Here is a 20888-nt window from a genome sequence, read left to right as displayed (position 1 = left end):
TGCAGACGGCCCATTTCTTCGGCCAGCGTCGGCTGGTAACCCACCGCAGAAGGCATACGACCCAGCAGCGCGGAAACTTCAGTACCGGCCAGGGTGTAACGGTAGATGTTATCCACGAAGAACAGGATGTCACGACCTTCGTCACGGAAACGCTCGGCCATGGTCAGGCCGGTCAGCGCCACACGCAGACGGTTGCCGGGGGGCTCGTTCATCTGACCGAACACCATCGCAACCTTGTCGAGAACGTTGGAGTCCTTCATCTCGTGGTAGAAGTCGTTCCCTTCACGGGTACGCTCGCCCACGCCGGCGAACACCGACAAACCGCTGTGCTGCTTGGCGATGTTGTTGATGAGTTCCATCATGTTCACGGTCTTGCCCACACCGGCGCCACCGAACAGACCCACCTTGCCGCCCTTGGCGAACGGGCAGATCAGATCGATAACCTTGATGCCGGTTTCGAGCAGATCCACAGACGGGGACAGTTCGTCGAACTTCGGAGCCTTCTGGTGAATGGTCCGACGCTCGTCGCACTGGATCGGGCCAGCTTCGTCGATGGGACGACCCAGCACATCCATGATCCGGCCAAGGGTACCGTGGCCAACCGGCACGGCAATACCCTTGCCGCTATTCGTTACTTGCATGCCACGACGCAGGCCGTCCGAAGACCCCAGCGCAATGGTACGCACAACGCCATCACCGAGCTGCTGCTGAACTTCTAGAACCAGTTCAGCGCCTTCCAGCTCAAGGGCGTCGTAAATCTTGGGCATCGCGTCGCGCGGAAACTGCACATCCACCACGGCGCCGATGCATTGAACGATCGTTCCTTGACTCATCGTCGTTTCCCCAAACTTGTTAAAGCGTTACACCGCGGCTGCGCCGCCGACAATTTCTGACAGTTCTTTCGTGATCGCGGCCTGACGGGTCTTGTTGTAGACCAGTTGGAGTTCGCCAATCACGCTTCCTGCGTTGTCGGAAGCTGCCTTCATCGCCACCATCCGGGCACTCTGTTCGGACGCCATGTTCTCGGCGACAGCCTGGTACACCAGCGCTTCGACATAGCGCACCAGGAGTTCGTCGATCACCACCTGCGCATCCGGCTCGTAAAGGTAGTCCCAGTTCCCTTCAGGGGTACCGAGACGCTCGCCGGTCAGCGGGAGAAGCTGCTCAAGCTGGGACTCCTGCTTCATCGTGTTGATGAAGCGTGAGTAAACAAGGTGCACTTCGTCCAGCTCTCCATTCTGGAACGCATCGATCATGACCTTGACGGGCCCGATCAGCTTTTCCATATGGGGGGTATCCCCGAGCTGGGTGACATGCGAGATGACCTTGGCACCCAGGCGCTGCATGAACCCCAGCCCCTTGTTGCCGATACAGGTCACGCGCATGTCGGTGACACCCTTGCTTTCCCAATCCTTGAGCGCGTTCAACCCGGTGCGCAAGGTGTTGGTGTTGAGGCCGCCGCACAGACCCTTGTCGGTCGTTACGACGATCAGCCCAACACGCTTGACATCGTCCTTTGTTACAAGGAACGGATGCTTGTAGTCGGTGATGTTGGCTGCAGACAGATTCGCGGCGAGACGGCGGATCTTCTCGGCATAGGGACGTGCAGCCCGCATGCGGTCTTGAGCCTTCCGCATTTTGGATGCTGCAACCATCTCCATGGCCTTGGTGATCTTTTTAGTGTTCTGGACACTCTTGATCTTGTTACGGATCTCTTTACCGCTAGCCATTTCGCTCTCCGTGTGCCTGCGTTACGCCCAGCTCTTCTTGAACTCTTCGATCGCGACTGCGAGTTGCTTTTCGCCTTCAGCATCGAGAGTCTTGGTCGACTCGATCTTGGCAACAAGATCGGCGGCACGGGTCTTCACGAACTGGTGCATCGCGGTTTCGCAGGCCAGGGCGCGCTTGACATCAACATCGTCGAAAGCACCCTTGTTGACCGCGAACAGCGTAATCGCCATTTCCGAAACCTTGAGCGGCGCGTACTGCGGCTGCTTCATCAGTTCGGTAACAAGGCGACCGCGCTCAAGCTGCTTGCGGGTAGCTTCGTCCAGATCGGAAGCGAACTGAGCAAACGCAGCCAGCTCGCGATACTGGGCAAGAGCCAGACGCACGCCACCGCCAAGGTTTTTGATGACCTTGGTCTGAGCAGCACCACCCACGCGGGACACCGAGATACCGGCGTTGATAGCGGGACGGATACCAGCGTTGAAAAGGTCGGTTTCCAGGAAGATCTGGCCGTCGGTAATCGAGATCACGTTGGTCGGAACGAACGCAGAAACGTCGCCGGCCTGGGTTTCGATCACGGGGAGAGCGGTCAGCGAACCGGTCTTGCCCTTGACTTCACCGTTGGTGTATTTCTCGACATACTCTTCGGACACGCGGGCTGCGCGCTCGAGCAGGCGGGAGTGCAGGTAAAACACGTCGCCGGGGTAGGCTTCACGGCCCGGGGGACGACGCAGCAGCAGGGAAACCTGACGGTAGGCCCAGGCTTGCTTGGTCAGATCGTCATAAACGATCAGGGCATCCTGGCCGCGGTCGCGGAAGTATTCACCCATCGTGCAACCGGAATACGGAGCGATGTATTGCATCGCAGCGGATTCGGAAGCGGTAGCGGCGACAACGATGGTGTATTCCATCGCGCCGTGCTCTTCGAGCTTGCGCACAACGTTGGCGACGGTCGAAGCCTTCTGGCCGACAGCAACGTAAATACACAGGACGCCTTCGCCCTTCTGGTTGATGATCGCATCAACGGCGACGGCGGTCTTGCCGGTTTGACGGTCGCCAATGATCAGCTCGCGCTGGCCACGACCGACGGGAACCATGGCATCGACAGACTTCAGACCGGTTTGCACCGGCTGGGACACCGACTTACGCCAGATAACGCCCGGAGCGACCTTTTCGATCGGCTCCGACAGCTTGGCGTTGATCGGACCTTTGCCGTCGATCGGCTGACCGAGGGAGTTCACAACACGACCAAGCAGTTCCGGACCAACCGGAACTTCAAGAATTCGACCCGTACATTTGACGGTATCGCCTTCGGAGATGCCTTCGTATTCACCCAGAACCACGGCGCCGACGGAGTCGCGTTCGAGGTTCATGGCGAGGCCGAAAACGTTGCCGGGGAATTCCAGCATTTCGCCCTGCATGGCATCGGAAAGGCCGTGGACACGGCAGATACCGTCGGTCACTGAAACCACGGTACCCTCAGTGCGGGCATTCGCGGACAGCTGCAGGTTCTGAATCCGACTCTTGATCAGGTCACTGATTTCAGAGGGGTTAAGTTGCATAGCTTATGCTCCTAGTTCTTTAGCGCGGCGGCCATGTTCGCGAGCTTGCCGCGGACCGAGGCATCGATGACTTCATCCCCAACAGCGATCTTGACCCCACCAATCAATTCGGGGTCAACGCTGACCTTGACGTTGAGCTTGGCCTTGAAACGGGCTTCCAAGTCAGCGACAAGTGTATTCAGCGTGGCATCGTCCATCGGGAAGGCGGAGGTTATATTCGCCTCCTTGACGCCTTCATGTTCGTTCTTGAGAGCAACGAACAGGTCACGGATCTCGGGAAGCACTTGCAGACGCTCGTTATCGACCAGGACGCGGACATAATTCTGCTGTTCGGCAGACAATCCGGCACCGGCGACATCAAGGAAAAGTCCAGCCAGTTGATTCGGCTGGAGCTTGGGATCGCTGATGCAATCCCTCATTTGCGGATCGGCGGCAACAAGTGCCAGCCGACCTAGTGCTTCCGACCAAGGCCCCAGCGCATTGCCCGCAGAAGCGAGCTGAAAGGCTGCTTCAGCATAGGGGCGTGCGATGGTGACGTTCTCGGCCATGGCTTATTGAAGTTCCTGTTTCAGGTTGGCCAGCAGGTCAGCATGAGCCTGAGCGTTGATTTCCTTGCGGAGAATCTTCTCGGCACCGGCGACAGCCAGTTGGGCGACCTGATCGCGCAGGGCTTCCTTGGCTCGCTGGGCTGCCACGCCGGCTTCGGCTTCGGCGGCTTCACGGGCTTGGGCAATGATTCGGGCGGCTTCGGTGCGAGCTTCATCGACGAAAACTGCAGCCTGCTTTTCAGCAGCGGCGCGTACGTCCGTAGCGGACTCACGAGCCTTGCGCATTTCTTCGACGACTTTTTTCTCTGCATGCGCGAGATCGCTCTTCGCCTTGTCCGCAGCCGTCAGCCCGTCGGCGATCTTCTTCGCGCGCTCATCGAGTGCCTTCACAATGGGGGGCCACACGAACTTCATCGTGACCCACGCCAGAATGAAGAACACAACGAGCTGGGCTACCAGGGTTGCGTTCAGATTCACGGTACTCTTCCTTTAGTCAGGTTGAACCGCGAAACTTAGATCTTGAACGGGTTGGCGAACGCAAACATCATGGCGATACCAACGCCGATCAGGAACGCAGCGTCAATCAGACCGGCCAGCAGGAACATTTTGGTCTGCAGCGCGTTCATCAGTTCGGGCTGACGAGCAGATGCTTCAAGGTACTTGCTACCCATGATGCCAATACCGATACAGGCACCGATAGCACCCAGACCGATAATCAGACCGGCGGCCAGAGCAACAAAACCAAGAACGTGTTCCATGACGACTCCTTTAGTTGAGATGATTTAAATTAAAACTGTTAAACGAACTGCTTGAAGCTTGAAAACTTAGTGACTCTCGTGCGCCTGACCGATATACACCAGGGTCAGCATCATGAAGATGAATGCCTGCAGGGCAACGATCAGGATGTGGAAGACAGCCCAGATGGAGCCCGCAACGATGTGGCCGAGGAAACCATACACCGTGGCCGTACCGCCCATGAGTGCAATCAGCATGAATACCAATTCACCAGCATACATGTTGCCAAACAGTCGCATGCCGTGGGAGACGGTCTTCGCCAGAAATTCGATCATCTGCATCAGGAAATTAATCGGATACAGAAGGGGGTGCGAGCCGAAAGGCGCAGTAAAGAGTTCGTGAATCCAGCCACCGAAACCCTTGATCTTGATGTTGTAGTACACACAGATCAGCAGAACACCGATTGACATTCCAAGGGTGCCGTTCAAATCAGCGGTAGGAACAACTCGCAGGTAGGCATGTTCGTTGCCGGAAATCAGCGCCCAGATTTTGGGGAGCAGATCGACCGGGAGGAAGTCCATCGAGTTCATCAGGAAGATCCAGAAGAACACGGTAAGGGCGACAGGAGCAACAAACTTGCGGGATTCGGCGCTATGCACGATGCCCTTTGCCTGGTCGGCAACCATTTCTACGAGGATTTCGATCGCAGCCTGGAAGCGCCCGGGTACGCCGGATGTCGCCTTGCTGGCAGCCTTGATCAGTATCAGCAAAGTGACGATGCCGAGACCGATTGAGAAAAACAGGGTATCGAGGTTCCACACGCTCCAGTCGATGATCGCGGTTTGCGCGTGACCGGTGGAAGTCAGGTGGGTCAGGTGGTGGACAATGTATTCGCCCGCGGTAGGGCCGTGTGCTTCGATACCAGTGCTCATGGTCAGGTCTTCACCAAAAATGCAAATAAATTCGCCTTTAGCGCCACGACCAACCCGATAAACAACGCCAACCAATGGACGTCTGGATAAACGAGTTGAACGGTCACCAACAATCCTACGGTTGACGCGATCTTGAAGAACTCGCCAACAAAAAACTCTAGCGGGTACGACGCAGCAGGGCGCTTGGATACCGCGTGCAGGCGCAGGGCGAACAAAAAATTGGGAAGAACACAGGCTGCGCCTCCCAACGCCGCCGACACCGCACCGCGCTCCCCTATAACCAATCCCGCGATCATTGCCACCAGGATTGTCGCGCCTATTTGCAGGTATACCGCTTTTATCATGGTTCTCTGCGTGGCACGCCGGATATTGCGCCGTCCGCCGTACTAAAAACGTGCGGATATTAAGGGTTTACCGCATCCAAGTCAATTGCTTCCGCGTCTTGTCCGGCAGCCCCCACAAGGCCGGAAACAAGCCTGTCACGACGAATAACATTGACAGTCCCATAAAACATATCGATCATCATCGATATGAATAAGGACTACTCAGGAGCCCTCCCGGAAGCCTGGCGGAACATCTCCGCAGTGTTCTCAGCCCTCGGCGATGAACACCGACAGCGCATCCTGCTTAGCTTCGAGCCGGACGAGCGCCTCAACGTCGGACAGATCGCCGGGATTTCGACCCTCGCCCGTTCGACGGTTTCCCACCATCTGAAAGTGCTGCGAGAAGCAGATGTGCTGATTGCCGAACGGGAAGGCAAGGAGATCTACTTCCGCGTGAACAAGGCCTTCCTGCGGGAAGCCTTCGGCAAGGTTTCGACCTATTTCGATCGCGTGCTCTGAATTGTCCGGCTACCTGCGGTTCGACAGCTCGGGCGTGCTCGAAGCCCCCTGTCTGCCGCTGGCGAAGGCCGGCAAGATAGACATCTCACCCTCAGGACCTGGGCCGAAAGAGCCTGAGCCCTCTTCAACAAAGGAGCCTGCCATGAAGCTGATATCCCTCACTGCCCCACTCTGCGCGGCCCTCCTGCTGAGCGGCTGCGCATCCTGGATGGAGCAAGGCAGCAAGGTCCAGCGCGGCAGCGTTGTCGAATACCTTTATCCGAAGGGCGAAGAGCCGACGCTCAAACCCGCCACGCCGGAACTGCACCTGCCGCTAAGGGTCGGGATCGCCTTCGTTCCTGGCGAGCGCTTCGGCGATCTCACCGAAGCCGAGCGCAACCAGCTCCTCAACCGGGTCAGGGCCGCATTTGCTAACCGGCCCTACATCTCGGCCATCGAAGTCATCCCCACCCCCTATCTGCGGGCCCGCGGCGGCTTCGACAACCTGCAGCAAACAGCGCGGATGTTCAACGTCGAGGTGGTGGCCCTGCTTTCCTACGACCAGGTCCAGTTCAACGACAGCAACCGGCTGTCACTGCTCTACTGGACCATCGTCGGCGCCTATCTGGTCAATGGCGACCAGTACGACGTAAATACCCTCGTCGACGCCGCAGTATTCGACGTCAGCAGCCGTCAGCTGTTGTTCCGCGCGCCCGGCACCAGCCAGATCAAGGGCAGTTCGCCGATGGTGAAATTCTCCGAGGCCTCCCGCGCGGCCCGCGGCGAAGGCTTCCGCTAGGCTGTGGATAACTTGATTCCCCAACTCAACCGACAGCTGGAAAACTTCAAGGTCCGCGTCACCGAAGAGAAGGTGGCCCGCATCACCGAACGGCCTGGCTACGATAGACGTGGCGGCGGTGATGGCGGCCTCGCCGGACTGGGACTGATCGGGCTGGCTGCCCTGTGGCAACTGCGTCGTGCGCGCTGATCAAGGCCTGCTCGTCCTCGTTAGTGGCGGACTTCTGCTCATCTCCAATGTATTGCCCGGCAGCCTGGTCGAATACGATCGCAGCGCGATTATCCAGGGCGAATGGTGGCGGCTGTGGAGCGGCCAGTTCTGCCACTGGTCGGCGCTGCACCTGTTCGGCAACCTGGCTGCGCTCGCCGGCGTGGCGATCATTGCGGGCCGGGCGATCCGCCGCTGGCTGGCCCTGCTGCCGGTTGCGGCGCCGCTGCTGTCGGCTTTTCTTCTGATTGCGGCACCCGCACTGGAACACTACCGCGGCCTGTCCGGGCTGGTAGCGCTGCTGGTGGTCGGAACGGCCGTCGAAGGCGGCATCATCGGCCGGGTTCTGGGCATTGCCTACCTCGGAAAACTGATCTTCGACGCCACAACCGCCAGCCCCTCGGCGCTGCTGCCCGACGGCATCATCGTCGCTTGGCAGGCCCACCTCGGCGGAATCCTCCTCGGGCTGGTGGCTGCACTCGGCTTCCGCTGCCAAGCTTCACAGACCACGGAAAAGCCGCGATGAATCATCGCCGCTTGCTTGCCCCCGACGTCGTAGAGACACGTACTTTCTTCAACCGGAAAACCGCATGAGCTCCCAGTTTCACCTCCTACGCGAACGGCGTTTCCGCCCTTTTTTCCTGACCCAGTTTCTCGGCGCCTTCAACGATAACCTGTTCAAGAACGCCCTGGTGGTGCTGCTCACCTTTCAGGCCGCAAGCTGGACGAGCATCGCGCCGGAACTGCTCGCCAACCTGGCTGCGGGCATCTTCATCCTGCCGTTTTTCCTGTTTTCGGCCAGCGCCGGCCAGCTTGCCGACAAGTACGACAAGTCCCGCCTGACCCGCCTCGTCAAGGTGCTGGAAATCGCCATCATGACTGTCGCGCTGGCCGGCTTTCTGCTTCACAGCCTGGCCGTGCTGTTTTTTGCGCTCTTTCTGCTCGGCTGCCACTCGACGCTCTTCGGCCCGGTGAAATACGCGCTGCTGCCCCAACACCTGCACGAGAACGAGCTGGTCGGCGGCAACGCGCTGGTGGAAGCAGGCACGTTCGTCGCCATCCTGCTCGGCACGCTGGTCGGCGGCCTGCTTGCCGCGGCGGAAAACGGCGAACTGTGGATCGCCGGCGGCAGCATCGTGGTCGCCATCTGCGGCTACCTCACCAGCCGCGGCGTACCCCCCTCGCCAGCGCCGGAACCCGGCCTCAAGGTCAATCCCAATCCCTTCACCGAAACCTGGCGCAACATCGGTTTTGCCCGCCAGAACCGTCCGGTATTCCTGGCAATCATGGGAATCTCCTGGTTCTGGCTGTATGGCGCGCTGTTTCTGGCCCAGTTTCCGGCCTACGCCAAAGGTGTGCTGGGCGGCGGTGAGGGCACGGTGACGCTACTGCTGGCAACCTTCACGGTGGGCATCGGGCTGGGTTCCTTGCTGTGCGAGAAGTTTTCCGGCGGCCAGGTGGAAATCGGCCTGGTGCCCTTCGGATCGATCGGCCTGACACTGTTCGGGCTGGATATCGCCTTTGCCTCTCCGACCATGCTGCCGACCGGCGCGCCGCTGGCCATCGGTGCAGTCCTTGCCCAGCCGGGCATCGTCCGCGTGCTGCTGGCGCTTTTGATGCTGGGCGTCTTCGGCGGACTTTTTATCGTGCCGCTCTACGCGATGATGCAGAACCGCTCTGCCCCCGGCCACCGGGCGCGGATCATCGCCGCCAACAACATCCTGAACGCGCTTTTCATGGTGACGGGCGCGCTGGCCGCCGGCGCGCTGCTCGGCGCCGGGCTCAGCATTCCGATGCTGTTTGGCCTGGCAGCAGTGATGAACGCGGCGGTGGCACTCTACATTTACCGGCTGGTGCCGGAATTCCTGCTGCGCTTCATCATCTGGCTACTTATCCACAGCGTTTATCGCCTGCGCACCGAAGGAATGGAAAACATTCCGCAGGATGGCCCGGCCGTCATCGTGTGCAACCACGTGAGCTTTGTCGATGCGCTGGTGATCGCCGCCGCCTGCCGCCGGCCAATCCGCTTCGTGATGGACCACCGGATCTTCCGCTGGCCGGTGCTCTCCTTCGTGTTCCGCCACAGCCGGGCGATTCCCATTGCACCGGCCAGGGAAGACCCAAAAATGATGGAAGCGGCTTTCGCGGAGGTCTCGAAGGCGCTGGCCGCAGGTGAGCTGGTGGGACTTTTTCCGGAAGGCAAGATCACCGCCGACGGCGAACTGTGCCCTTTCCGCCCCGGCATCACCCGCATCCTCGACGCCACCCCGGTGCCGGTCGTGCCGCTGGCGCTGCGCGGGCTGTGGGGAAGCATGTTTTCCCGCAAGGACGGCCCGGCCCTCTCGCGACCGCTGCGCCGCGGGCTGTTCAGCCGCATCGAGCTCATCGCTGGCAGCGCCCTGGCACCCGAAACAGTCAGCATCCCGGGCCTGCAGCTGCAGGTTGCGGAATTGCGTGGGGATTGGAAATAGGCGGCGCTATCCCGCCACGACACTACCGCCGGAAACCTGAACTGAACCCATGCGGCTGGCGAGACAGGGGCGCACGGTAAGCAGGGCCAGCGCAACCGCCCCCAGCAGCAGCAAGGCAAACAAACCGATGAAGCCGCTGTAGCCAAGAACCACCGCAAGGGGCTTGGCTACACCGACAAAGGCCGCGTATATCCACGACGTGGCACTCACGGCACCGAAAACGGCCGGCAAGGTGGCAGCCCGCAGGGCGTCCGCCTGCGGCTGGTAAAACCTTGGAAACGCCAGCCAGTGCAGGGCCAGGCTGTTGACGGTCAGCACCATCACCACAGTCAGCTTGGCCAGCAGCTTGGGCTTGTCGGCGAGTTGCTGCAGGTCGAAGCCGATATCCATGATGATCACCGTCAGCCCGCTGATCCACAACGCAGCAAGGGCGACGCTGGCAAACCATGACGCCGTTTCGAGCATGTTCCTGTCGATGCGCTGCCTGGCGAAGATCGCAAAATCTCCAAAAGCGACAGCAGCGGCGGCAGCGGCAATGGCCAGCACATGCACATAGATCAGCAGCACGCGGGCAAGGGCAATGGGGTCGATGGTTTCCATGATCCGCCTCAGCGCTTGATCATCTTGCGGTAGAGGTAGTCGATGGACGTATGCATCGCCTTTACCGCAGTGTTGAGTTCGTGGATTTCATTGGCCGAGGTGTGCTCGCTCTCGATGAAATCCACCTTTTCGACCTTGGCGCCCGGTTCGGAACTGGATGCAGCCAGCGCAAAGGCCCGTACGCTGCGCACCGGAACAATCACCTGCTGGCGAATGAACACCAACAGCCCGACCACCCCCAGACCCACGGCCGCCAGCGCCGCCCAGACCTGAGCATCAAAACGCTGGATGAAACCGGTAAAGCTGAACTCTAGCGGAATCGCTACGCTGATCACGCCGGCCAGCTTGCCTTCCTCATAGCCGTAGCCCTGCGGCCCGGGATAAAGGGCGGTGACCGCAGCGGGTGCCGAAGCCGGTGCGCCGTGACACTTCAGGCAACCCTTGTCGGCAATCAACCGACGCGCGTAGAGCAGCTGACCACCGCGCACTTCGCTGTATTCGGATGCACCGGAATCGCGGATCACGCCCATCGCCACCTTGTCGAATTCGCTCGGCGCGTTGTTGGGGTTCATGAAGCGGTCGGACGTCATGCGGAATTTTGCCTTGGCCGGCGAAGCCATCGTGATATCGGACAGTTCGCGCTGCACGAGGGCCGGATTCTTGCGATGGAAAGCAGCCACATTGGGGGCCGTGGTCGAGTCGCCGCCCTGTATCGACGACGCCTCGCGCTCGAGGAAGCTGCCCACTTCGAGCCTGGGATCACGGGGATCATCCTTGACCCAGACACCCCGGTAGCGGGTTGCCCACTGTCCGAAGTTATCCACCATGTCCGCCACGGTACGGGCCTGGTTGCGGGTTTCGCTCACGTAGACCGAGGAACCGATCAGGTAGCCACTCAGCGCCGCGATACACCCCAGGCCGAAAAGCAGGATGGCGAACTGATACGAAAGGGGAAGCTTCTTGAAGGCGATCATGGGGAGGGAAAATCAGACCAGCAGTTCACGGAGAAAATCGGCACGGGCCTTGCCGTTGCCGACATGGAGCACCACGGCATCGACAAAGACATCGACATGAATTCCGTTCGGGTACTTTGAATAAAGCTCGTCGAGCACGTCGTCGATCATCATGCTGGCCACCGGGCCGGCATATTTTTTGAGCACAACCCGCGCCCGCTCGATAACCAGATCGATCTCGGGAAGCGGCCGGTCGATTCTGGCTACCGTCTCCGACACCGCGGCCCCGGCGGCAACCGATCGCAACGCCTCCAGGATCGCCGTCGCGGTTCTGCTGATCGAGCCGGTGGCGCCCGACGCTGCCGCCACGCCCTCCATGCTGGACAAGATCGAGTTTGTCATCAGGAACAAAGGGATGGAGATGCCGTTACGGCGCATCTGACGCCCGAGACGGAAGCCGCTGCCTCCATCGGCGAGCGATGCCGCGTCGCAAAAGACGGCGCCGAAACTCGCGGATGCGCACAAGTTCAGGGCGTCCTCGATCGAATCGGTCACCCTTGAATTCTTTGCAATACCGGGCGGCACAATTCCGGCATCCCGGGTAACAAACAGGACGGCTGTCGACATGGGGAAATCCCTGCTTCCATTTCGGTGAGTCGACACGATGTGCATCCGAAGTCGGATGGCACATACCCATGTCGTGCCAGACTCATGAAAAATAATCTGACAAATGAATTGTGAGATTATGCAAAATGGTGATGAAAATGCCGCATGACAACTTTTTTGGGTTGTGACGGATATCACGCAGTGCAGGCAAAGGGGCCCTGAAAACGACTGAATCGTTTCCAGGGCCCCTTTTTGGGTATATCGAAAGGCTTAGAAAGCCTCAGGCCGGAAAAATCTGGCGGAGCGTGATTCCGAGGGTGGTGTCGCCGGCAGAAAACCAGATCTGGCCGTCCTGGACCGTGCAGGTCAGCGTCATGTTCCGCTCGGCCAGCGCCGCCAGCGCACGGGAATCCTCCACCGCGAGCGACAAAACCGTCAGGTTATTCAGCTTGGAGAGCGTGGCAGACTCCTTCTGCCACCAGATATCCACAGTCCGGCCGCCGTAGGTCAGCAGGATGACCTCATCCGCACGGCCGGCAGCACGGCGCAGCAGTCGCTCATCGGGCAGGCCGACCTCGATCCACTTGAGGATCCGGCCGGTATCGTCCTTCAGCCACAGGGCCGGCTCGTCGTCAGTGGAAATCCCCCGGCCAAACTGCAGACGTTCGTCGGCATTGAGCGCAAAGGCCAGGATGCGCACCATCATCCGCTCGTCGGTTTCCGACGGATGACGCGCAAGCGTCAGGTTGTGCTCGGCGTAATAACCCCGATCAAGGTCGGAAACGCCAAGTATGGCGCGAAAAATAGTGGACTTGATGGCCATGGCTTTGCGCGGACAGCGACAGAAAAACCGCTGTCATCTCAAAAATCGAGGATTACCGCGGACCGGGACAAACCCTCGCCAGCGGCACTCAAAAAACATCCGGGCGCGGCCCCCTTCCGGCAGCCGCGCCCAAGAAAAAACCGGGCCACAGGCCCGGTTTTACCAGCAGTGCCAGCAAATTACTTGCCGACGGCAGCCTTGGCCTTGTCGGCCGCTTCCTTGGTGGCATCAGCCGTGGCGGAAACGGCTTCCTTGCCGGCTTCCTTTGCAGCAGCAACTGCATCCTTGGCGGCATCCTTGGTTGCGTCAACGGCTTCCTTGCCAGCTTCCTTGGTTGCATCGACAGCTTCCTTGCCGGCTTCCTTCACAGCGCCAGCGGCATCCTTGGCGGATTCGGCAGCTTGCTTGGCGGCTTCTTCGGCCTTGGCAGCAGCTTCCTTGGCGGCGTCGACGACCGGGGCGGGAGCCGGAGCCGGCACTTCTTCCTTCTTGGAGCAGGCGGCAAGGCTGAGGGCAATCAGGGCAGCAAGGGCGAGGGAACGGGTATTCATCGGGGTATCTCCAGCAGGTTATTGATTTGAAAGGATTCTAAAGTACAAAAAATTCGATTTGAACATCCACACACCATCCTAACGCATCAACCCGCTTGCAGGATGACTTTTCCCGTAAAAGAAAAAAGGCCCTCAAGGGCCCTTTTTTCGAAGTACGCAGATCCGGAATTACTTGACCCGGTTGCGATACTCGTCGGTACGGGTGTCGATTTCGATCTTGTCGCCGATTTCCACGAAGGCGGGAACAGGCAGTTCGAAGCCGCTCGGTGCGATGCGCGCGGGCTTCATGACCTTGCCGGAGGTATCGCCCTTGACGGCCGGTTCGGTGTATTCCACTTCGCGCACGACGCTGGTCGGCAGATCGACGGAGATGGCCTTGCCGTTGAAGAACACCACTTCACAGGGCATGCCGTCGATCAGGTACTTCAGCGCGTCGGTCATGTTCTCGGCTTCGACTTCGTACTGCTCGTAGTCGGCGTCCATGAACACGTACATCGGGTCGGCAAAGTAGGAATAGGTCACTTCCTTGCGATCGAGGACCACAACTTCAAACTTATCATCAGCCTTGTAAACCGACTCCGACGGCGCGCCGGTCAGCAGGTTCTTGAGCTTCATCTTGACCACGGCAGCGTTACGGCCGGACTTGTTGTAGTCGGCTTTTTGAACCACGAGGGCGTCGCTGCCCACCATGATCACGTTGCCGGAGCGGAGTTCCATTGCGGTTTTCATGCTGTTTCCTGCCTGCTGAAAGATTGCGCGGCACGTGCCACGGAGAATACGTAACTGATTATTCTATCTCAGCTTTGCAGAATTGCACCAGATTTTGGGCGAGATCACCGGCTGCCTGCACGCTTGCCGACCACCCCGGGGCATGCGCTTTCAGCGCCGGCAAAGCCGCCTGGAAAGCCGGCCACGCGGCGGCCACGCCGACGCCCAGATTCCAGGCCCGCCAGAAATCGCCAAGGGCCCGCGCCACGCCAGCCTCCAGTCCCTGCCCGTAACGCGCAAGAAACGCGTCGAGTTTTTCCAGGTGAGCGGCGTCCTCCTGAGCATAGATGTGCCAGACAAACGGCCGCTCGGCCCACTGGGCGCGCACGAAAGAATCTTCCCCGCGCACGAAATTGAGATCGCAGGCCCACAGCAATTCGTCGTAGCGGGCCTGTTCGACGAAGGGTAGCACGCACAGCGTAAGGGCTCCGCGCACCACAACGTCACCTGGACGCAAGCCGTCGACTCCAAGCGCCGAGGCCAGCGGCGGCAGCACACGTCCCTCCGGAACCAGGCAGGTGAGCGGCCCGGGATGGCGCTGCCAGCAATCGACAATTTCGTCCAACCCGTTGTTTTCATATGAAAAAAAAGAAATGAGCAGCTCGCCGGAAGCGGCTGGCGGCAAGCCGATGGCCGTCAGGAAGCGCTCCTTGGAGAAGGCCTCCCGGCGCGCCGCATAATCGGCTTCGCGGAGCAGGCCTCCGGTTCCGCCATCCAGCCCGGGAAAGAAAAAATGCTGGGTCAGCGGCAGACGCGGATGGGGCGAAGGCAGGCCGTGGCAACCGGCAACCCAGACTTCCGCGCTGAGGTATTCGAGATTGATCCACACCGGCCGCGGCGTTCGCACGGCCATCTCCTCGACGAAGGCGTCCGGCAGGGCGCAGGCAAAAGCAGCGATCACCACCTCGCCGGGATCGCTGGCCCGCGGGGCGTCTGTCCAGTGAACGATCTCCACGCCGTCGATCCTCTGAACGGCCAGCTCCACGTTCAGGGAGGGAATCAGGCGGCGCGTGCTCAAAAGGTCATCGACCCACAAACGCACTGCAATCCCGTGCTCGCGCACCAGCTGCCGCGCCAGACGCCAACACACGCCGATGTCTCCGAAGTTATCCACAACGGAGCAAAAAAGATCCCAGCGCGGGCTGCAAGGAGCGGTAGATGGCAAGACTGGGGACAAAACGGGAAACTCGGGCGTACAAATTGTGCACAAAGCCTGCTGGCAAGGCGAGGCGAAATTTCATCAACAATCGATCCACACTTCGAACCCTGCCTTGCCGACAACTTTATGAACGGGGTAAGCAGATGAAAAATTTGAGTTTTATGGGCTTATCCACAGAAAACGGCAAAGCATTAACGTAAACAGTATTTATATATAAAGAAAAACAACTAACAATTCACACAGTCAAAGTAACGGGCCTACCGGCCCTGGCAAGAATTTTCAAAGGAAGAACTCTGATGCTCTCGATCATCGATCTGCTTGACTTCATGGACCTGGACAGGGAAACCGTCCAGATCGTCAACGACGCCACCCGGGTGTCCGACGCCGAGGCGACCGAAATGGCCAGGGGGCTCCTGAGGAGCGAACGGGGCATTCAGTTGCTGCACGAAATGTTCCGCGACCAGCTTGCTGCCGCGACCGAACAGGGTCAGGTCGGTCGCGAACAGCATTTGCGCAAGTCCTACGCCTATTTTTGTCGCAAGTACCCGATGCCAGGCCTGGCCTGAGGCCTGGCATCGCGGCTTTCAGGCGAATCTGTGCACAAGCCGGCTGTTAACGGTGGCAAAAAATGTGGACAAACCGGAAAGCACGAAGACCGGAAAAATTCCTCCCCATTTTGTCCCCTGCACAACAAGCCCTCTTTCCAGAGCTTTTTCCCGCTCGGATGCAATTGAATGTAAAAGGTTTTATCGGGTTATCCACAGAAACAGTCCGAGCATAGTTAACATAGTCTTATATATATAAAAGAAAAAACATAACAAACCACCTCTGCCGCCTTCACGGCCTGGGCCTGTTTTTCAGCAAGGCTGATTTTTTGACGAAGTTCGTTAAATCAGGCCCTGATCAGGCTGACGAGCGTGTCAAAGAACCGATACACTCCGCGGCTGACTTCGGGAGCCGCTTTTGCGTTTTGAACACCTCATCGAGATCAACGATCCCCTGAACCCGCTCGCCGAGATCCTCAGTCGCGAGCAGGTCTGGTCTGGTCTGATGCACCGGGTTGATGAGCCCACGCTGTTTTTGCCGGGCCTCGATCGTTGCGTGATCCTTTCCCGGACTGCCGGCCAGATCGAGCGCGAGCTTCACTTCGGTACGGCAAGAATTCGCGATACGGTGACCCTGGAGCATCACGAATGGGTCCGGTTCGAGTCGGCAGCCAACGCCGAGCACGCTGGAGGCAAACTGATCATTCGCCTCGAAGAACCCGAGGCCATGGGCCTCTATCTGCGTTTCACCTACGAAACCACGCTGCCGGAAGGCATGGCGCCGGGAGACGTGATGCAGGTTTCAGGGTTCGTCAAAGCCGCGTACCGGGAGTCGGACGTGGATACGGTTCGCATCATCCGCATGATCGCGACCACCGGCCGGCCCCAATAAGGGCCACGGAAGGCCTTGCGTGCTGTGTATTCAGGAAAAAAAGAGGAGACGTCCATGAGCATCGAAAAACCCGCGATCACTTCCTTCCAGCCGCCCGTGCGTACCCTGATGGGGCCGGGGCCGTCCGATGTGCCGCCGCGGGTGCTTTCGGCGCTGGCCCGGCCTACCGTCGGCCACCTTGATCCGGCCTTCGTCGGCATGATGGATGAAGTCAAGACGCTGCTCCGTTATGCTTTCCAGACCCGCAACGAGCTGACTTTTCCGGTGTCGGGGCCGGGTTCGCTGGGCATGGAAACCTGTTTTGTGAACCTTGTGACGCCGGGTGACAAGGTCATCGTTTGCGTCAATGGCGTGTTTGGTCAGCGCATGGCCGAGAACGTGCGGCGCATCGGCGGTGTGCCGGTGATCGTCGAGGATGCCTGGGGCGAACCGGTGGATCCGGCCAAGGTCGAAGCGGCTTTTGCTGCCAATCCGGACGCGCAGCTGTTTGCCTTCGTGCATGCCGAAACCTCCACCGGAGCCCTGTCGGACGCGGCAACGCTGGCTGCCATCGCGCGCCGTCACGGGGCGTTGACGATCATGGACTGTGTTACCTCGCTGGGCGGGGTGCCGGTTTTGCTCGACGAATGGGGGATCGATGCGGCCTATTCGGGGAGCCAGAAGTGCTTGTCGTGCACGCCGGGCCTGTCACCGGTGAGTTTTTCGGAAGCCGCTGTGGCGCGCATCAAGGCGCGCAAGACGCCCTGCCCGAGCTGGTTCCAGGATCTGGGCCTGGTGTTGGGCTACTGGAGCGGCGCCAAGCGGACCTACCATCACACGGCGCCGGTCAATCCGCTCTATGGCTTGCACGAAGCGCTGGTGATTCTGGCCGAGGAAGGTCTGGAGGCCTCGTGGCAGCGTCATCGCGACAACCACCTGCGGCTTCGCGCCGGGCTGGAAGCGATGGGGATGAGTTTTGTGGTGCGCGAAGACGCCCGCCTGCCCCAGCTCAACACGGTGTGGGTGCCGGAAGGGGTTGATGAGGCTGCGGCACGGGTGCGCCTGCTGAATGAATTCGATCTGGAGATCGGTGCCGGCCTCGGCGTTTTGGCCGGCAAGGTGTGGCGTATCGGCCTGATGGGGCATTCGAGTCGTCCGGCCAACATCGCCCTGTGCCTGGCGGCGCTGGAAGCCGTGATTCGCCGCTGATTCCTGGCTGTTTTTTACGGGTTTTGCGTTGATCCGGGGCTTATCCCGGCACAAATCCGGATTTTTCGAGGCTGCAGCCCTTAGCGGGTGGCGGCCTCGATGTCTTTTCGGCGTTGCTCGGCTTGTTCGCGGGCGGCGTCGAGCTGTTTTTCGATCTCGACTTTGGCGGCCTGGGCCTGTTCGGCTTGCTGCGCCTTGATTTTTGCAGCGGTGACGGCACTGCTTCCGGTGTCGGCAACTCCGCAGGCGCTGGTGAGCAGGATGGCCAGGGTGCCGGTAACGATGGCGGGCAGGCGGCTGAACATGGCGTTCTCCGGAAGGGAATGTCGGTGAAAGGCTGTTTCGCCACGTTAGCGCGGTTTGGGCTTGGCGTCATGCGTGCGGCGGCCCGGACGAGCCTTGCCGCACGCGCCGGGATTATTTCTTTGCTGCTTCGGGGCCGCCGGAAACGCTCAGTTCGCTTTTCAGCTTGGTGATGCTCTTTTCGCCGAAACCCTTCACGTTTTTCAGGTCGTCGAGGCTTTTGAACGGGCCGTTCTTGCTGCGGTAGTCGACGATGGCCTGGGCTTTGGACGGGCCGATGCCCTTCACGCCGTCGAGTTCGCCGGGGGTGGCGGTGTTGATGTTCACCGCGGCATAGGCGAGGTTGATGCCGGCCAGGGCCAGGCCGAGGAATGACAGGATGCGTTTCATGACAGGGTGCTCCGGTTAAGTGACATTGTCATTTTACTGTTAATTAATACACCTTTGGCAAGGGGGGGCAGCGAAGTTTTTCAGGTGGCGCTGCAACATTTCGAGACCGTTTTTTTCTAACCAAAAGTGCGGGTCGCGCGTTGAAGTTGCATACCTCTCGTGGAGTGCCTCATGAAACGCCTGATCTGCATTGCCCTTGCCGCTGCCACTCTCGGGGGCTGCGTCGTCGCACCGGTCGGGCCCGGCTATGGTTACGGCCATCACCGCCGCTACGTGGAGCCGCCGGTCATGGTGGTGCCGCCTTATCGCAGTTACGGGCCGGGCCCGGGCTACGGGCGCGGATATGATCGTGGCCGGGGCGGGGATCACGATCGCGGTCGCCGGGGTTGGTAAAGCCACGCAAGTAAGGCCACGCAAATTTCCGGCACCGGGATGCGGAATGCCGCTATCGTTGTCGGCTGATTTCCGGTTTCCCGACTTTGTCCATGCCCCAGAAAACGGCTCCGGCCGTGCCCGAACACCGCCTTGGTCTCGCCGAAGTCGTCGATCTGCTGGTTGCCGACGGTCTGGTCGAGCATGCCGATGGGGATGCCCTGCTCGTCTCCCAGCGCCAGAAACCGGCTGACATTCATCCGCTGATTGTTGTCGCCAACCAGAAGTGGGTTTCGAAACGCCCGCCCCAGCGGGTGCTGGGCCTGGAGGAACTCACGGAATGGCTGGCCCGGAAGGTGGGGCTGGATTACCTGCGCATCGATCCGCTGAAAATCGATTTTGCGGCGGTGACCGCGGTGATGTCGTCGGCTTACGCGACGCGGTTTGGCGTGTTGCCGGTGCTGGTGGGTCTGCGTGAAGTGGTGGTGGCCACGACCCAGCCCTTCATGCGCGAGTGGGAGCAGGAAGTCGCGGGAATCCTGAAAAAGGAAATCCGCCGCGTGGTGGCCAATCCGGCCGACGTGGCGCGGTATCTGGTGGAGTTCTACAACCTGGCCCGTTCGGTGAAAAAGGCGGCCCAGAGCAGCGGCGGCCACGGCGGCAGCGGCCTGTCGTCCTTCGAGCAGCTGGTGGAGCTTGGCCAGGGCAATCGTCAGTACGACGCCAATGACCGCCACATCGTCAATATCGTCGACTGGCTGTGGCAATACGCTTTCGAGCAGCGCGCCAGCGATATCCACATCGAACCGCGGCGCGACATGGGCCTGGTGCGCTTTCGCATCGACGGGGTGTTGCACCAGGTTTATCAGATGCCGATGAGCGTGCTCACGGCAATGACCAGCCGCATCAAGATTCTTGGGCGGATGGACGTGGTCGAAAAGCGCCGTCCCCAGGACGGGCGGGTCAAGACACGGGTGGTGGGCGGCAAGGAGGTCGAACTGCGCCTGTCCACGCTGCCCACTGCGTTTGGCGAAAAACTGGTGATGCGCATCTTCGACCCCGAGGTGCTGGTGCGCAACATGGTCGAGCTGGGTTTTTCGGAGCAGGACGAGGCGCGCTGGAAATCCATCTCGGCCCAGCCCCACGGCATCATCCTCGTGACCGGCCCGACCGGATCCGGCAAGACCACGACGCTGTATTCGACGCTCAAGCAGCTGGCCACGCCCGAGGTGAATGTGTGCACCATCGAAGACCCGATCGAGATGGTGGAGCCGGCCTTCAACCAGATGCAGGTTCATCAGGCCATCGACCTGGGGTTTGCCGAAGGTGTGCGGGCGCTGATGCGGCAGGACCCGGACATCATCATGGTCGGCGAGATCCGCGACCTCGAAACCACCGAAATGGCGATCCAGGCGGCACTCACCGGTCACCTGGTGCTCTCGACGCTGCACACCAACGATGCGCCGTCGGCCATCACCCGCCTGCTCGACCTGGGCGCGCCGGCCTACCTGCTCAATGCCACGCTGCTGGGCATCATGGCCCAACGCCTGGTGCGCATCCTGTGCCCCCACTGCAAGGAAGCCCACCCGATGACGCCGGAGGAAGAGGCGATCTGGGATCACCTGGTGCGCCCCTGGAAGGCGGCCCGCCCGGCGCGCGTACATCGCGCCGTGGGCTGTATCGAGTGCCGCATGACCGGTTACATGGGGCGCATCGGGCTTTACGAAATCCTGCTGATGTCGCCCGAGCTGCGCAAGGTGGTGTCCGGCGAGATCGACCTGGCCCGGGTGCGCGACCTGGCGGTGCGCGAGGGCATGAAGCCGCTGCGTCTTTCCGGCGCGCTGAAGGTGGCGGCGGGCGTCACGACGCTGGCCGAAGTGGTCAAGGTGGCGCCGCCGGCCGAGCACGAAGGGCGCTAAAGCCGCTGAAGCCACC

General features: G+C 60.2%; 27 protein-coding genes. 10 read left to right on the top strand and 17 right to left on the bottom strand.

The annotated features are described in order from the left end of the window. From atpD to Q1W26_RS13500, 8 genes are all read right to left on the bottom strand, one after another. Window positions 1-833: F0F1 ATP synthase subunit beta (gene atpD / locus Q1W26_RS13535; protein WP_300441063.1), on the bottom strand; the 833-nt coding region annotated here is incomplete at its 3' end. 27 nt (window positions 834-860) lie between these two features. Further along, entirely contained in the window at window positions 861-1730 is an 870-nt protein-coding gene (atpG, locus tag Q1W26_RS13530; protein WP_300441060.1) for a F0F1 ATP synthase subunit gamma, read from the bottom strand. Between the two features lie 21 nt (window positions 1731-1751). Continuing rightward, on the bottom strand, window positions 1752-3290 hold the full coding sequence (gene atpA / locus Q1W26_RS13525; protein WP_300441058.1) for a F0F1 ATP synthase subunit alpha: 1539 nt from the start codon (window positions 3288-3290) through the stop codon (window positions 1752-1754). A gap of 11 nt (window positions 3291-3301) precedes the next feature. Further along, window positions 3302-3838 carry a F0F1 ATP synthase subunit delta gene (locus tag Q1W26_RS13520; RefSeq protein ID WP_300441056.1) on the bottom strand — a complete coding sequence of 179 codons (537 nt, stop codon included), beginning with the start codon at window positions 3836-3838 and terminating at the stop codon, window positions 3302-3304. A gap of 3 nt (window positions 3839-3841) precedes the next feature. Beyond that, entirely contained in the window at window positions 3842-4315 is a 474-nt protein-coding gene (locus Q1W26_RS13515) for a F0F1 ATP synthase subunit B (protein ID WP_300441052.1), read from the bottom strand. 35 nt (window positions 4316-4350) lie between these two features. After that, window positions 4351-4596: a F0F1 ATP synthase subunit C gene (gene atpE, locus Q1W26_RS13510; RefSeq protein WP_079434620.1), complete on the bottom strand. Its 246-nt coding sequence runs from the start codon at window positions 4594-4596 to the stop codon at window positions 4351-4353. Window positions 4597-4662: 66 nt separating this feature from the next. Beyond that, the gene (gene atpB / locus Q1W26_RS13505) at window positions 4663-5505 is read right to left on the bottom strand and encodes a F0F1 ATP synthase subunit A (protein ID WP_300441049.1); all 843 of its coding nucleotides are present in this window, start codon (window positions 5503-5505) and stop codon (window positions 4663-4665) included. Between the two features lie 2 nt (window positions 5506-5507). Then, window positions 5508-5849, bottom strand: coding sequence for an ATP synthase subunit I (locus tag Q1W26_RS13500; protein WP_300441047.1), 342 nt, complete (start codon window positions 5847-5849; stop codon window positions 5508-5510). A gap of 186 nt (window positions 5850-6035) precedes the next feature. Here Q1W26_RS13500 and Q1W26_RS13495 point away from each other — a divergent pair, with 186 nt between their 5' ends. From Q1W26_RS13495 to Q1W26_RS13475, 5 genes are all read left to right on the top strand, one after another. After that, entirely contained in the window at window positions 6036-6347 is a 312-nt protein-coding gene (locus tag Q1W26_RS13495) for a metalloregulator ArsR/SmtB family transcription factor (protein ID WP_300441044.1), read from the top strand. 142 nt (window positions 6348-6489) lie between these two features. After that, window positions 6490-7125 (top strand): rhombotarget lipoprotein, encoded by a 636-nt coding sequence (rhlP, locus tag Q1W26_RS13490; RefSeq protein WP_300441041.1) that lies wholly within the window; start codon window positions 6490-6492, stop codon window positions 7123-7125. A 12-nt stretch (window positions 7126-7137) separates the two neighbouring features. Beyond that, window positions 7138-7314: a hypothetical protein gene (locus tag Q1W26_RS13485; protein WP_300441038.1), complete on the top strand. Its 177-nt coding sequence runs from the start codon at window positions 7138-7140 to the stop codon at window positions 7312-7314. Next, complete coding sequence (gene rrtA, locus Q1W26_RS13480) at window positions 7304-7858, top strand: rhombosortase (RefSeq protein ID WP_300441036.1); 555 nt, start codon at window positions 7304-7306, stop codon at window positions 7856-7858. The genes Q1W26_RS13485 and rrtA overlap by 11 nt, the downstream gene beginning before the upstream one ends. Window positions 7859-7922: 64 nt before the next feature. Then, window positions 7923-9803: an MFS transporter gene (locus tag Q1W26_RS13475; RefSeq protein ID WP_300441034.1), complete on the top strand. Its 1881-nt coding sequence runs from the start codon at window positions 7923-7925 to the stop codon at window positions 9801-9803. A 6-nt stretch (window positions 9804-9809) separates the two neighbouring features. Here the strand turns inward: Q1W26_RS13475 and Q1W26_RS13470 are convergent, their stop codons facing one another. From Q1W26_RS13470 to earP, 7 genes are all read right to left on the bottom strand, one after another. After that, window positions 9810-10403: a hypothetical protein gene (locus Q1W26_RS13470; RefSeq protein WP_300441031.1), complete on the bottom strand. Its 594-nt coding sequence runs from the start codon at window positions 10401-10403 to the stop codon at window positions 9810-9812. Window positions 10404-10411: 8 nt separating this feature from the next. Next, window positions 10412-11377 (bottom strand): DUF3365 domain-containing protein, encoded by a 966-nt coding sequence (locus tag Q1W26_RS13465; protein WP_300441029.1) that lies wholly within the window; start codon window positions 11375-11377, stop codon window positions 10412-10414. A gap of 12 nt (window positions 11378-11389) precedes the next feature. Continuing rightward, window positions 11390-11983 carry a hypothetical protein gene (locus Q1W26_RS13460; RefSeq protein ID WP_300441026.1) on the bottom strand — a complete coding sequence of 198 codons (594 nt, stop codon included), beginning with the start codon at window positions 11981-11983 and terminating at the stop codon, window positions 11390-11392. Window positions 11984-12242: 259 nt separating this feature from the next. Beyond that, entirely contained in the window at window positions 12243-12785 is a 543-nt protein-coding gene (locus Q1W26_RS13455; protein WP_300441023.1) for a YaeQ family protein, read from the bottom strand. A gap of 179 nt (window positions 12786-12964) precedes the next feature. Continuing rightward, window positions 12965-13336, bottom strand: a complete 372-nt coding sequence (locus Q1W26_RS13450; protein ID WP_300441021.1) for a hypothetical protein — start codon at window positions 13334-13336, stop codon at window positions 12965-12967. 168 nt (window positions 13337-13504) lie between these two features. After that, on the bottom strand, window positions 13505-14065 hold the full coding sequence (gene efp, locus Q1W26_RS13445) for an elongation factor P (RefSeq protein WP_300441018.1): 561 nt from the start codon (window positions 14063-14065) through the stop codon (window positions 13505-13507). 58 nt (window positions 14066-14123) lie between these two features. Further along, window positions 14124-15269, bottom strand: coding sequence for an elongation factor P maturation arginine rhamnosyltransferase EarP (earP, locus tag Q1W26_RS13440; protein WP_366143677.1), 1146 nt, complete (start codon window positions 15267-15269; stop codon window positions 14124-14126). A 290-nt stretch (window positions 15270-15559) separates the two neighbouring features. On the opposite strand from earP, the gene Q1W26_RS13435 reads away from it, so the two are divergent. The 3 genes from Q1W26_RS13435 (at window position 15560) to Q1W26_RS13425 (ending at window position 17888) form a co-directional block, all read left to right on the top strand. Next, window positions 15560-15829 carry a hypothetical protein gene (locus tag Q1W26_RS13435; protein ID WP_300441013.1) on the top strand — a complete coding sequence of 90 codons (270 nt, stop codon included), beginning with the start codon at window positions 15560-15562 and terminating at the stop codon, window positions 15827-15829. 397 nt (window positions 15830-16226) lie between these two features. Further along, a complete protein-coding gene (locus tag Q1W26_RS13430) occupies window positions 16227-16700 on the top strand; it encodes an SRPBCC family protein (protein WP_300441011.1) in 474 nt (157 codons plus the stop codon). A 54-nt stretch (window positions 16701-16754) separates the two neighbouring features. Next, the gene (locus Q1W26_RS13425; protein ID WP_300441007.1) at window positions 16755-17888 is read left to right on the top strand and encodes an alanine--glyoxylate aminotransferase family protein; all 1134 of its coding nucleotides are present in this window, start codon (window positions 16755-16757) and stop codon (window positions 17886-17888) included. Between the two features lie 80 nt (window positions 17889-17968). Here the strand turns inward: Q1W26_RS13425 and Q1W26_RS13420 are convergent, their stop codons facing one another. Together Q1W26_RS13420 and Q1W26_RS13415 are read right to left on the bottom strand one after the other, a co-directional pair. Next, complete coding sequence (locus tag Q1W26_RS13420; protein WP_300441005.1) at window positions 17969-18193, bottom strand: hypothetical protein; 225 nt, start codon at window positions 18191-18193, stop codon at window positions 17969-17971. A 112-nt stretch (window positions 18194-18305) separates the two neighbouring features. Beyond that, a complete protein-coding gene (locus Q1W26_RS13415) occupies window positions 18306-18581 on the bottom strand; it encodes a helix-hairpin-helix domain-containing protein (protein WP_300441002.1) in 276 nt (91 codons plus the stop codon). Window positions 18582-18752: 171 nt separating this feature from the next. On the opposite strand from Q1W26_RS13415, the gene Q1W26_RS13410 reads away from it, so the two are divergent. Continuing rightward, window positions 18753-18974 (top strand): hypothetical protein, encoded by a 222-nt coding sequence (locus Q1W26_RS13410; protein ID WP_300440998.1) that lies wholly within the window; start codon window positions 18753-18755, stop codon window positions 18972-18974. 92 nt (window positions 18975-19066) lie between these two features. Further along, window positions 19067-20872, top strand: coding sequence for a GspE/PulE family protein (locus tag Q1W26_RS13405; protein WP_300440995.1), 1806 nt, complete (start codon window positions 19067-19069; stop codon window positions 20870-20872). Window positions 20873-20888 lie beyond the last annotated feature (16 nt).

This window comes from Zoogloea sp., from assembly GCF_030157465.1.
GTDB lineage: Bacteria > Pseudomonadota > Gammaproteobacteria > Burkholderiales > Rhodocyclaceae > Zoogloea.
The sequence above is the reverse complement of the archived record's forward strand: the minus strand, read 5'-3'. Positions and strand labels throughout refer to the sequence as shown.

What these genes read in the sequence shown, in the direction of transcription:
- atpG (WP_300441060.1), bottom strand. Translation starts at nt 1,730, where the DNA reads ATGGCTAGCGGTAAAGAGATCCGTAACAAGATCAAGAGTGTCCAGAAC.
- atpA (WP_300441058.1), bottom strand. Translation starts at nt 3,290, where the DNA reads ATGCAACTTAACCCCTCTGAAATCAGTGACCTGATCAAGAGTCGGATT.
- Q1W26_RS13520 (WP_300441056.1), bottom strand. Translation starts at nt 3,838, where the DNA reads ATGGCCGAGAACGTCACCATCGCACGCCCCTATGCTGAAGCAGCCTTT.
- atpE (WP_079434620.1), bottom strand. Translation starts at nt 4,596, where the DNA reads ATGGAACACGTTCTTGGTTTTGTTGCTCTGGCCGCCGGTCTGATTATC.
- atpB (WP_300441049.1), bottom strand. Translation starts at nt 5,505, where the DNA reads ATGAGCACTGGTATCGAAGCACACGGCCCTACCGCGGGCGAATACATT.
- Q1W26_RS13500 (WP_300441047.1), bottom strand. Translation starts at nt 5,849, where the DNA reads ATGATAAAAGCGGTATACCTGCAAATAGGCGCGACAATCCTGGTGGCA.
- Q1W26_RS13495 (WP_300441044.1), top strand. Translation starts at nt 6,036, where the DNA reads ATGAATAAGGACTACTCAGGAGCCCTCCCGGAAGCCTGGCGGAACATC.
- rhlP (WP_300441041.1), top strand. Translation starts at nt 6,490, where the DNA reads ATGAAGCTGATATCCCTCACTGCCCCACTCTGCGCGGCCCTCCTGCTG.
- Q1W26_RS13475 (WP_300441034.1), top strand. Translation starts at nt 7,923, where the DNA reads ATGAGCTCCCAGTTTCACCTCCTACGCGAACGGCGTTTCCGCCCTTTT.
- Q1W26_RS13470 (WP_300441031.1), bottom strand. Translation starts at nt 10,403, where the DNA reads ATGGAAACCATCGACCCCATTGCCCTTGCCCGCGTGCTGCTGATCTAT.
- Q1W26_RS13465 (WP_300441029.1), bottom strand. Translation starts at nt 11,377, where the DNA reads ATGATCGCCTTCAAGAAGCTTCCCCTTTCGTATCAGTTCGCCATCCTG.
- Q1W26_RS13460 (WP_300441026.1), bottom strand. Translation starts at nt 11,983, where the DNA reads ATGTCGACAGCCGTCCTGTTTGTTACCCGGGATGCCGGAATTGTGCCG.
- Q1W26_RS13455 (WP_300441023.1), bottom strand. Translation starts at nt 12,785, where the DNA reads ATGGCCATCAAGTCCACTATTTTTCGCGCCATACTTGGCGTTTCCGAC.
- Q1W26_RS13450 (WP_300441021.1), bottom strand. Translation starts at nt 13,336, where the DNA reads ATGAATACCCGTTCCCTCGCCCTTGCTGCCCTGATTGCCCTCAGCCTT.
- efp (WP_300441018.1), bottom strand. Translation starts at nt 14,065, where the DNA reads ATGAAAACCGCAATGGAACTCCGCTCCGGCAACGTGATCATGGTGGGC.
- Q1W26_RS13435 (WP_300441013.1), top strand. Translation starts at nt 15,560, where the DNA reads ATGCTCTCGATCATCGATCTGCTTGACTTCATGGACCTGGACAGGGAA.
- Q1W26_RS13425 (WP_300441007.1), top strand. Translation starts at nt 16,755, where the DNA reads ATGAGCATCGAAAAACCCGCGATCACTTCCTTCCAGCCGCCCGTGCGT.
- Q1W26_RS13420 (WP_300441005.1), bottom strand. Translation starts at nt 18,193, where the DNA reads ATGTTCAGCCGCCTGCCCGCCATCGTTACCGGCACCCTGGCCATCCTG.
- Q1W26_RS13415 (WP_300441002.1), bottom strand. Translation starts at nt 18,581, where the DNA reads ATGAAACGCATCCTGTCATTCCTCGGCCTGGCCCTGGCCGGCATCAAC.
- Q1W26_RS13410 (WP_300440998.1), top strand. Translation starts at nt 18,753, where the DNA reads ATGAAACGCCTGATCTGCATTGCCCTTGCCGCTGCCACTCTCGGGGGC.
- Q1W26_RS13405 (WP_300440995.1), top strand. Translation starts at nt 19,067, where the DNA reads ATGCCCCAGAAAACGGCTCCGGCCGTGCCCGAACACCGCCTTGGTCTC.